This window comes from Oligoflexus tunisiensis (assembly GCF_001748245.1).
Lineage (GTDB): Bacteria > Bdellovibrionota_B > Oligoflexia > Oligoflexales > Oligoflexaceae > Oligoflexus > Oligoflexus tunisiensis.
Genome location: NZ_BDFO01000001.1, coordinates 4,244,167 through 4,255,519, shown reverse-complemented (window position 1 = coordinate 4,255,519; position 11,353 = coordinate 4,244,167). Strand labels below are relative to the sequence as shown.

General features: G+C 54.3%; 7 protein-coding genes. 3 read left to right on the top strand and 4 right to left on the bottom strand.

Going from position 1 to position 11,353, the window contains the following annotated elements:
• The first annotated feature begins 10 nt into the window (after positions 1 to 10).
• Positions 11 to 3,892 (top strand): response regulator, encoded by a 3,882-nt coding sequence (locus tag OLTU_RS17580; RefSeq protein WP_176736726.1) that lies wholly within the window; start codon positions 11 to 13, stop codon positions 3,890 to 3,892.
• Positions 3,893 to 3,898: 6 nt separating this feature from the next.
• On the opposite strand, the gene OLTU_RS17575 is transcribed toward OLTU_RS17580, so the two are convergent.
• Positions 3,899 to 5,908 (bottom strand): SpoIIE family protein phosphatase, encoded by a 2,010-nt coding sequence (locus OLTU_RS17575; protein WP_141734067.1) that lies wholly within the window; start codon positions 5,906 to 5,908, stop codon positions 3,899 to 3,901.
• Between the two features lie 256 nt (positions 5,909 to 6,164).
• Here OLTU_RS17575 and OLTU_RS17570 point away from each other — a divergent pair, with 256 nt between their 5' ends.
• Positions 6,165 to 6,644 (top strand): hypothetical protein, encoded by a 480-nt coding sequence (locus OLTU_RS17570; protein WP_218110100.1) that lies wholly within the window; start codon positions 6,165 to 6,167, stop codon positions 6,642 to 6,644.
• A gap of 5 nt (positions 6,645 to 6,649) precedes the next feature.
• Here OLTU_RS17570 and OLTU_RS17565 read toward each other — a convergent pair whose 3' ends face one another.
• The 3 genes from OLTU_RS17565 to OLTU_RS17555 are packed head-to-tail and all read right to left on the bottom strand — an operon-like array spanning position 6,650 to position 9,858.
• The gene (locus tag OLTU_RS17565; protein ID WP_141734065.1) at positions 6,650 to 7,492 is read right to left on the bottom strand and encodes a hypothetical protein; all 843 of its coding nucleotides are present in this window, start codon (positions 7,490 to 7,492) and stop codon (positions 6,650 to 6,652) included.
• 18 nt (positions 7,493 to 7,510) lie between these two features.
• Entirely contained in the window at positions 7,511 to 8,986 is a 1,476-nt protein-coding gene (locus OLTU_RS17560) for a M48 family metalloprotease (protein WP_141734064.1), read from the bottom strand.
• A gap of 11 nt (positions 8,987 to 8,997) precedes the next feature.
• A complete protein-coding gene (locus OLTU_RS17555; protein ID WP_141734063.1) occupies positions 8,998 to 9,858 on the bottom strand; it encodes a hypothetical protein in 861 nt (286 codons plus the stop codon).
• A 196-nt stretch (positions 9,859 to 10,054) separates the two neighbouring features.
• Between OLTU_RS17555 and OLTU_RS17550 the strand changes: the two genes are divergently transcribed.
• Positions 10,055 to 11,350 carry a DUF2254 domain-containing protein gene (locus tag OLTU_RS17550; protein ID WP_141734062.1) on the top strand — a complete coding sequence of 432 codons (1,296 nt, stop codon included), beginning with the start codon at positions 10,055 to 10,057 and terminating at the stop codon, positions 11,348 to 11,350.
• The last annotated feature ends 3 nt before the right edge of the window (positions 11,351 to 11,353 follow it).

The window sequence follows — 11,353 nt, the reverse complement described above, 5'->3', positions numbered from 1 at the left end:
TTTAAGAGGAATGGATATCCAAACTCTCGACCCATTGGAATTGGCTGGTGAATGGGAATTTTACTGGGAACAACTTTTGACCCCCGAAGTTTTGGCCAGCTCTGTGCCGCGGAAAGGGCTGATGCACGTGCCGGGCACCTGGACTCATTCCAAGGAAGGGTTCCCGAGTTTTGGTTATGCCACCTATCGTTTGCGTGTTCTTTTGGAAAGTCCTCAACATGTGTCTCTCTACTTTCCCCCTTCAATCTGGTCCGCCGCGCGCATTTATGTCGATGGAGAGGAAATCGCCCACTTTGGCGAGATGGGCACCAATGAAGAAACAGCCAAGGGTGGGCTTGGCATTATCCTTCATGGATTCCAGACCAAGGACAATTCCTTTGATATCGTGGTGCAGGTGGCCAATTTTGAGATCTTTTTAGCTGGTATCGCGATAGCACCTCAAATGGGATCTTTGACCTCACTGATGGAGCGGCGCGCCAAAGGATTGATGATTGATGTTTTTGTCGTTGGTGCGCTATTTATTATGGGACTTTATAACTTTTGCTTGTATATACTTCGCACCAAGGTTCGTTCCACACTCTGGTTCGGATGCCTCTGCGTGTTCATCGCCGTCTATGTTTCCTCCATGAGGGCTGGCTTGATCGAGATCCTGCTGCCAGGCCTGGGCTTTAACGATCGCCTCCGCGTCTTCAATCTATCCTGGGTCGCTGCTGTCGCGTCCTTTACCTGGTTTGTCCATCATGCATTTAAAGAGTTCTATGCGCGGTGGTTATGCCAATTGACATCCTGTGTTACCTTGGCTCTGTGTGTTGTCATCCTGCTGACCCCGGCGAAGGTTTTTGTGCCACCGACCAATGCCTATCATGTCTTGACAGCATGCGTGGCGCTTTATACGCTTTATGCCATCATTCGTGCCTGTCGAGCCAAAGCCAGTGACTCCTCCATTTTCCTGGGGGGATTGGTGATGCCTCTCGTCGCCACTTTTAGTGACCTGCTCTCCATCCGTAGAATTATTGAGGCGCCGACTCTGGCCGGATTTGGCCTCCTTGGATTCGTCTTTTTTCAGTCGTTCCTGATCGCCCGCCGTTTCTCCCGCGCGTTCGAACAGGCCGAACATCTGTCCGATAACCTGCAACAGGAAGTCAAAAATCAAACCTATAAGCTTGAAGCCCAGCGCGACAAGCTCATCGAACAAAAGAAAGAAATCGTCCAGGCCCATGAAGAGCTGCAGCGCCACGACGAACAAAAAACCCGCTTCTTCCAAAACATCTCCCACGAACTCCGCACGCCGCTCACCCTTATTCTGGGTTCACTGTCTCAGGCTGAAAAGAGCGAGCAGGAATCCAAACCCATCCAGGTCGCAGCCCGCAACAGCAAAAGACTTTTACGCCTCGTGAACCAGCTGCTCGATTTCCAGAAACTTTCCGTCGGAGAAGGCGACCTGCAACTGAAAAAACTGGACCTTCAGGCCTTCCTGAATTCCATCTCCCAGTATTTTCAACCCACCTGCGAACAGCGGGGCATTCGCTTCCAACTTGATGTGACGGACAGAGATCTCGATCGCGTCATGGTGAATGCCCATATCGATGCTTTGGAAAAGATCGTTTTCAACTACCTCTCCAATGCGCTCAAGTTCACTCCGCATGGTGGCGAGATCCGCCTGACTCTCGTGAAGGTTGGCCCTATGGCCCGCATTCAGGTCGCGGACACCGGACCCGGTATTCCCCAGGATAAGATCAGCCATCTCTTTAAAGTATTCTCGCAAGTGGATGGTTCCACCAAACGGGAATTCGAGGGCACAGGTCTGGGTTTGGCTTTGGCGAAAGAACTGGCCGTGAAAATGCAAGGCTCGGTGGGAGTTGACAGTCAGCCAGGTCGCGGCAGCATCTTCTGGGTTGACCTTCCGCTCTGCTTTGATGCGAGCCATACCATTGATCTCCTGGTTGTCGATGATGATGCCGCCCTGAGCCAGCAGATTCAGGATGAACTCCTGCAACGGCAGATTTGCGAAAACTTTCAGGTCGTCGGCAGTGCGAATGAAGCCCGAGCCGTCCTGAGCCGCTATCGGGTTCACTGCGTTCTTTCCGATGCCGTGATGCCCGACGAGGATGGTCCCACTCTGCTCGCCCATGTGGCCCAGGAGCAGCCCCACTGCAAACGCATCCTGATCACAGCTCGATCCAGGAGCCATCGCATCGTGCAGAAGGCCATCAATACAGCCAGGATCGATAGAATTTTCTATAAGCCGTTTACGAGCGAACTCTTTTCGGTCCTCAAGACCTTGATCGATGAAGCGAAGATCCAGCACTCGGCCAAGATTCTGGATCTGCTTGTCATTGATGACGAGGAGAGCGTCCTGAAGAGCATCCGCATGATGCTTCTCGATTCGGACAGTGTCACCACCTTCGAACTGGTCAAGGACCTTGACCGTGCCCGGCAGATGATGCGTTCGCATCGCATTCGCTGCGTCCTGGTCGATGCCAATCTTACCGCCGCCGATGGTACTGATTTCCTTATGGAAATTGCTGGCCTTCAGCCCGATTGCCACCGCATCATGATCACCGGAGAAAGCGGCCCTGAAGTCCTGGAAAAAGCCATTAACAAGGCGCGAATCGATCACGTTATCTATAAGCCTTTGCAGAAGCAGGACCTCTTAAGTCGCGTGGAAGAGGCCATTCGCCAGAGTCCCATTCAAGCGCCGAGCGAAATCGAAGAGAGCATCAGCTCGGACTATCAACCCAAGGACTGGCTGCTGGCGGATGTTCAGGCGCCAGTGGGCCTTGCGCCGCACGACCCATCCCTGGACGCAGCATCCGCACCCAGCCGTGAGGAAACCATTCTGGTGGTCGACGACGTCGATGATATGCGTGATCTGATTCAGACCGTGCTGCGTCGTCAGGGGTATCGGGTGGTCGGTGCCCGGAACGGCGAGGAAGCCCTGGGCCTGCTTCAAAACCAAGCCTTCGATCTGATTATCACCGACTGGATGATGCCACGTAAATCCGGACCCGAGCTGCTGGCCGATCTGCAGAAGGATCCCCGGCTCGCCGGCATTCCGACGATCCTGCTCACGGCGAAAGGCGATGATGTCAGCAAGGTCGTGGCCGCCCGGGAGGGAGCCTCCGCTTATCTGGCCAAACCTTTTGATGAAGTCGAGTTGCACAGCACGGTGGCGAACCTGCTGAAGTTGAAGGAAGGCGAACGAACGATCGCCGCGCTCAATCGCGATCTCACCGAAAATATTCTGAAGCGCTTTCTCCCGCCCCATCTGGTCAACGAAATCGCGCTCGGTCACCGGGAATTCATCAATGAGGCCAAACTCAGCCCAGTCACGATACTTTTTGCCGATCTCTGCCAGTTCACCAAAACCTCGGAAGAACTGGGACCCCGCCGCATCTCGCTGGTGCTCAACCAGTACTTCGACGCCATGACCGAGGTTATTTTCCAGGAGGGCGGGACGATTGATAAGTTCATCGGTGATGCGGTGATGGTGATTTTCGGTGCTCCTGAGGCCATGCCGGTCGAAGAGCAGGTGGAAAAGGCCTGCCGCTGTGCCCGCCTCATGCACGAAGGTTTGGCTGCGCTGGGACAAACCTGGGAAAGCGAAGGCATGCCCCGGTTCGAAATGCGAATCGGCATTCACCATGGTCCGGCCACCGTCGGCATGTTTGGTGGTTCCCGACGCTCGGACTATACCGTGATTGGTCCCACGGTGAACCTGGCCTCACGGGTTGAGTCGGTGGCTTCTCCAGGCGAAATTCTGATGACCTCCGTGGTCCGCGATTATCTGCGGGATGATAACTGGGAAAAAGCCGGAAGCTTCAATTTAAAAGGGGTGGGGGGTGGCATCACGCTTTATCGCTTGAAGCAGGGCCACAGGAAGGCAGCATGACGTCCGTTAGCCAGCGACCGCGACGTGATCCTGCTTCTCCAGCCGCAGCATAAAAAACGTCGTATCATCAGCGACCGGCTGATGACTCCAATGATTCCTCATCAGCTCGATCAATCGTTCCTGGCAATCATCCAGGTTTTCATGCATGGTCAGGGCCTTATGGATGGACGCCACACGAAGCGGTTTCCCCCCAGGCGCTGTGTTTTCCGTCAGCCCATCCGTGTAAAGGAAGATCGATTCCCCAGGCTCCAGCGAGAACGTATGAACCCGAAAAACCGGAGTCTTGAACATCCCGATCAGGCTCCCCGGATGAACATGCGGATGGATTTTTCCGCCGGATATTTTTAGTAGCGGCGTATGCCCGGCATTCACATGGCAAACCTCGCCGGTTTCCCAGTTCAAGGATATGAGCACGAGGCTCATGAAACAGTTGGCTTCATGACAGCGATCAAAGAGGGCTTCATTTATGGACTGCACGATATACAGGACGCGATTCTGTTCCCCCATCTCCTGGTGCAAACTATTGTGAATGGCCCCACGGGTGGCACCGGCTGCAATCACGGACATCAGCGCCGGAGACAGTCCATGCCCCATGACATCACCCAGGTAAATATACAGGCGTTTTTCCGCGGCACAGTTGATCATCCCTACCCAGTCACCCCCAATATTCTCAGCGGGTTTGGTGTAGTAAGTATAATTCAGAAAAGCTGGCAGATTGGTTTCCATTTCCCGACGTCGCAGGAATTGAGCGGAGCGCACCACCTCCTCGATCTGCTTTTGTTCCGTCAGGACCCGCGTCAGCTGGGTCTGCACCTGGGACATCCGCCCCCCCACAGCCAGCGACAGGAGCACGATTTCAATCGATCCCCCGTAGAGCTGAATCCAGTTGCTGATCTCAAAGGCCGGTGTCAGCCCAATCAGACTGAAGATATTCGCCGAGGCACCGGTCAGATAAAAGCTCCAGGCCAGCGTGTAAAAGTAGGCCGGCTTGTAACGTTTCCAGCAAAGATAAACCCCCGCGCTGACGAGCAGGGTTACGGCATGGATGGAGTTGAAAAGACAGAGGGTTGCGGCCATCTTATTGGAAACCAGCAGGTTGATCAGGATGTTCACGACACTGATCGCACCGCAGATCTTCATGGCCCGGGACATCATGGGGAATTGCAGGCCCAGGGAAAGAAGCGAATGGGAAAAGATCAGGGCGGTGATGATCACAGCATCCACCGAAAAAATCATCACCCAGTTCGGCAAGGTCTCCCAGCCAAAGAACATATGGTGCGCATACTGCATGATGCCCATGGAACTCGACTGGTACGCAACATTGCTGAGCACGTAGATCACATAGATCAGGTACATGCGATCGCGCACGGTTACATACAGGAAAAAATTATAGAGGGCGATCACGATATGGAACCCAAGGAGCAGGCTGATGATCATGAGCTCCTGAGCATTCTTATGATGGAACGCCTGCTCATCCCAGACTTTCAAACCCAACTGCACGACGTTTTCCGCATCCATGCGCAGCAGATAGGTATGGGTTCCGGGCGGCACCATGAGCCGGAAAACCGGCTGCCGACTGATGATGCTGCGCTGCGAGATCGGTTCCTGATCACCCTGGGATCCCAGCGAATGAAAACCTGTATCCTGCTGATGGAACAGCTCCAAACGATCGATGATCGTCGTGTTGTTCTCGATGAGAAGAGGCCGCTCTTCCATCCGGGGATTGGTTAATTGAAAGGCCACCCACTTGGTTGAAAAATCCAGGCCGAAGTTAACGGATTCCCCTGTTTCCTTGTAGTAACGTCCGCTCTGAAACGTTTCGAACACACGTTCGGGACCCCATTCCGACGGCACCCCATAGAGTATCCCTAGGGAATGGGTCAAGGACGTGCCCGCGGCCTGGTCCGGCAGAGTCAGAGCTGGCAGATTGTGCGCCGCCCATGCCGCAGGGAGCCCGCAGCATAGGGTGATGAGCCCCAGCCAGACTCGGACGAATAGTGTTCCAGGACGGTGCATGAACGGCCTTTTTGTACGAAGAAGTTCCCCAGGTGGATCGGAACAATGAAGGAGAAATTAAGCGGGGCTGTCCAATGTTTTGACAGAAACGGGTAGGGGCATTTGCTGCCAACTGTGCGAGGCTTTCAAAACCGGCTGTGCGATCTGCAACAAGCCGGTTGGCTGGCTTTGGTAAAAATGCAAAGAATTTCGAAAGCCTGTTCGAAGGCCCTATTACGGCATTTTCCTTGCATATTTTATGTGCATCAATTCAACCATGGAGTCGTTCGCCATGCACATGGGTCAGGTTTTGGGGCTTCTTGCGGCACTCTCATTCATCCCGCTCGCCTGTCAGAAGGAAAAATCTCAGGACACCGCCGAGGAAACTGCGGCCGCTGCGGACACGGAGTCAGATCCTGCCCCGGCTGCCAAGGACCAGGTTGCGGAAAATCAACCGCCGGCCACCTGCAGCGCCCTGAATATCCCAAGCTATGAACTTTGGATTAAGGATCTCAGTGCGCTGCGCTGCGACGAATGCCATAACGAAACATTCGCCTGGGAAGGAATTATCCTGACCAACTATGATGGTTATAAAACGTATACCAAAGCCATCCGCAATCGGATCTTTTATAACCTGCTCAGCAAGCCTTTGGAACCCGGTGAGCAGGAGATGTTCCTGACCTGGATTGATAACGGACTGCCTCGGACGGAGAGTGACTGTTCCAATCTCCCGGAGGCATCCAGTTCCGGTTCGTGAGCGGATTAACCTTCCGCACCCGCGACCTTGATTTCCGTGGACTGGATATAGATGGCCTGCTGACGTAATAGGCTGGCCGTCCTGTCATCGATTTTGTTCCTCTTCAGCCACTCCTCCGAAAGCGTCGGCATGCTGCGGATCACTCCACTCAAGTTGACCTTCTGTCCCGCTTTGATAGCCACCTGTCCTTCCATGGGCTTGCCCGGCGTAGGGATTTCAGCAAATGTCACAAAAACCTGCTGGCTGGGGCTTGGACCTATCCAAAAGCTCTGATCGCCAATGACGCTCTGCACCTCAACCTGCTGCAGTTCCACCTTTTTTCCTGCCAGGGATGCCTTATCCTGGCTGTCCAGAATCGTCTGTAAGTGATTCATCGTTCCATCTGTCGTTGCTGACTCAGTAGCCTGTCCTCGCGGTGATATCAAGACTGATGTGGCGACGATTGCTGGTTTATTCTGAAACTCCACTTCGTAACTCGGATCCAAATCAAAGTTGAACTCCCGCTCGACGTCCGCGACCACGATATTGCGAAGAGTTCCCGTCACCAGAGCGATATCATCCACTCGGAATGGTTCCTCTGCACGACGCCGTACACTTTCTTTGAGGGGCTGGTTTGTCAGGACACGAATCTCACTATCAAAGAAGTCCGTGCCTCCCAGCTGAAACGCCCGGGTTCCAAATACTTTCTCGATTTCGCCACTGACGGTCACTTCCTTGCCTAAGTACAGAGCAGGGTTTTCCTTAATATCCTCCACGCGGACGCTTGCGGGTACCGGAGCACTCTTGGTGCAGCCCCAAGGGGCAAGGACGAAACCTGACATGATACAGGACATACAGAGTTGTTTCATTGTCGTCTCCTCAATGAGCTAAAAAATAATCTCGTTTCTGGCCCCAGGCGGCAGCTGCCCATCGACACGCTTGATGGGCGTTCCTTTCGCCAGCGTTTCCTGAGGTTCCACCTGATTGATCATGGCCAGCCTGCTCACGGGCACAGGTGATGAACGGCGTTCGACAAACGCAGACAACGACATGGATTGTGGAAGTTTTGTGACCGTAATGCGCAGGGGCTGGATACTCAGAATATCCTTATCCGTGATCGGTTGAAAGCTTTCAAAGGTCTGCAGCACCTGGGGCCGATAAGCGGCCCAGCGGGCGGCCATGCTGTAGCCCATGACCTGATAGACCTTGCCTTGATACGAAAGAAAAGCGGCCAAACCATCCATGATTCCTGGATCGGTTTGAGCGCGAAAGGGAAGAAGGACCCCGCTTGCTCCGGAAACCTGAATGGCCTGTAAGGGGCCAAATGACAGGCCTTTTTGCTGGCGAAACTGCAGAGCCGCTTCATCCACCGTCCTGCTCCTGGTGAGGCCAAGAACCATAGCCGCATCCCGCGATGGGCTGAGCGCTCCGACGACGTCCCTTTGATTGGTGGTTTGCCATCCTTCCGGGAACTCCATGCGCCACTGCAGGTCGGGATGATAAAACCGGGATTCCACAAAATAACCGTCCCGTGGATCGCTTCCAAAAATCAGACCATCGATATGCTGCAGGTATTCATTCTGGTTCACGATCGGATTCTGTGGCTGCAGGTTTTCGGAACGGATGGTTTGCACGATAAGTTCACGGCGCTCCTCGGGTGCTGGATGGGTGGCGAGCCAGCCAGGCATTTTTTCCTGATCCTGCGCCTGACTCACTGCCGCCAGCACATCCATGACATCGGTGAGTTTTTGCGGAGCATACTGAAGGTCGGTCATATAACGAAGTCCGAGACGGTCGGCCTCGCGCTCGTCATCCCGGCTGAATTTGAGAAAGAGAAGCTGCATGCCCTGTTGCGCGGCGCGGCCCAGTTCCTGAAGTTCGGGATAGAGCAGGATGCCGATACCGAGCCCCAGGGAGCCAAGCGTGGTCTGGCTCATTTGTTCCACCGAATGCCGGGCCGTGACATGACCGATTTCATGCCCGAGGACGCCTGCCAGCTCCGCCTCCGACGTCAGATAAGTGAGCAGTCCGCGTGTGATGTAGATATACCCGCCCGGAAGAGCAAAGGCGTTAACCACGGGATCATCGAGCACGGTAAAGGTCCAGGGCAGCTCCGGGCGTTCCGAGCTGGCCGCCAGGCGCTGGCCGATGTCGTTGACATAACGCTGAAGCCCCGGATTATCGAGCGCCTCCATAGCCTTGAGAATTTCGGCATGGGCCTGCTGGCCCATAGCAATTTCCTGCTCCGGGCTCATCAGGGCCAGCTGCCGTTCACCGGTTGCAGGATTGGTGGCGCAGCTCATGACCGTCCCTATGAGAAGCAGACTCAATAGGAACGTATGAAACAGACTTTGATGCAACATGATAATCCCGTCTATGCATGAGGTCCTGGCTGATAGTCACCCGCGACTCCGCCCGGTGGCGTTCCCAACGTCCGATCCTTGAAGCGCCGATAATAATGGGACAACGCCATTTGATAGGATTCCGTGATGCCCTGGTCCCGATCGTAAGGTGGTGCGTTCTTCACCTCATCGCGGGTCATGGCCACCTCGATCTTCTGATCGTACCAGTCGATGTTTTGAACGAGGCCTCGATCGATCACGACCTCGCCACCAGGCCACCACCGGCGTGCATCCGCGATCACATGGGTGACCCGCCAGGATTCTGGTTCAATCAGCAGGTCTTCCAAAATGCCAAGATCACCATCCGTGGCGCGCAGACCGTATTTTCTCACTTCATTAAAGCTGCGCAGGTGGACGTCCTGGTCCTTGTCCTGGTCGATTCGTGCCTGAAGTTCCTTGCCTACCGTGGGTGGCAGGGAATCATTTTGCCATCTGTCCCTACCCGCCGATTCTTCCCCATAGGGTGGATAGCTATAAATTCCAGGCCAAGGGTAAGCGCCCAAGGGAGTGGTCCAGTAAGGACTCCATCCATAGTACTGGCTCAGGCGCTCTTCATGCTGCCGCGACACGGTTTTTTCCGAGTCTGAGGGTGGACTGTCGGCAATCTGCTGTCGGGTGAGCTTCGTGTGAAAAGCCTTATCGTCTTCACTGTAATGAGTCAAGGCTTCCGGACTGATCAGAACAAGACGATCCGCTCGCCAGGTTCCAATGTCCACAACGAAATATCGTATGACCCAGGAGATATCATCAAAGTAGACATCCTTAATATCCCCATAGGCTCCATCGGAGGCCCTGAGCTTGACCTTTGTGATCGCATGCGTGCTGTACAACATTTCATGCCCCTTTCCCAAGTGGCCCTGTCGAGTCTGCTCCATACTGAAATTTCTGCAGCATGGTGGAGCATCGACCTGGGTCAACACTCCCTGTCCAGGTTTTGCAACATTCATTCCTTTTGCATTCTTCATTATTGGTCCAAGTCTTGCTAACAGGGTTGGCGGCGGAATGAGATGACAAAGGATCGGTGGGATCGTGATCACAGTATTTTCCGAGCGTATGAATCTCGTCCTTGGGAAGCTGCGCGCGTCCTACTGGTTTATCCCAGGATTGATGGCCGGAGCTGCAGCGCTGGGGGCGTTTTTCAGTCTCAAGGTTGATGACGTCCTGAAGAGTTCGAGGCTGCCTGAGTGGATGGTATTTTTCTCGGGAGGACCCGACGCCGCCCGTGATGTTCTGAGCGCGGTTGCCGGTTCCATCATAACCGTGGCTGGCGTGACATTCTCGATCTCCATGGTCGTCCTCTCCCTCGCGTCCCAGCAATATGGTCCCCGCCTGCTCAGAAATTTCATGCGGGATCGATCAATTCACGTGGCCTTCGGCACGTTTGTGGCCACATTCGTCTATAGTCTTCTGATACTGCCTTCCACTCTGAGTGGAGACGAGGCGGGGCGTGAGGCCTTTACTCCACGGCTGGGCGTCACGATTAGCATCGCATTGGCCATTTGCAGTGTCTTTGTTCTGATCTATTTCGTCCACCATACTGCCCGGTCCATTCAGGCGTCCCATATTGCAGCGACGACATGCGACGAATTGCTCGAGACGATCAGAAGCTTGAATGGTCCTCAGCCTGAGAACAATGACAGCCGCAATGATGGGAAGGTCTGGACACTGGATTCCGATTCCATCCCCGTCTGTTCCCGCAGCGCGGGATATTTACAGGCCTGCAATCTGAATGAACTCGTCACACTGGCGACCGAATATGATGTCATGATTGAAATCATTGTCAGGCCGGGCTCGTTTATTACCCAGGATGATGCCCTGGCGCGTGTCTCAGGCAAGAAAATAAATCGGGAAAGCCTCACGCCTGCCATCTGTGAAAGTTTCATCCTGGGGACTGAACGAACCATGGAACAGGATCTCGAATTTGGCTTTCATATGCTCGTTGAGATGGCCGTTCGCGCCCTCTCGCCATCTTTAAATGACCCTTATACGGCTCTTCAATGTATTGACTATCTGCGTTCCGCATTCCAAACGATGATGCACCTGCCCCAGCAAAGTCCCCTGCATAAGGACGCTCAAGGCTCCATTCGGGTGATACAGCCCATCCTTGGCGTCAGCGATGTGCTTTCAAGCACTATTCCACATCTGCATCACTATGCCCGCAATGCGCCCATGGTTCTGAAGGGACTGACTCAAATGCTGGAATGCCTCAAGGCAGATGCTGGAGGTGGGGAGGTTTTGGACATCATAGAAGAGCTCCAGGCACAAATTTCAAAGTCCCTCGATGCGTGCCAGGCTCATGGGTCGTCCGCGCAGGCAAGTCCCTGAGCC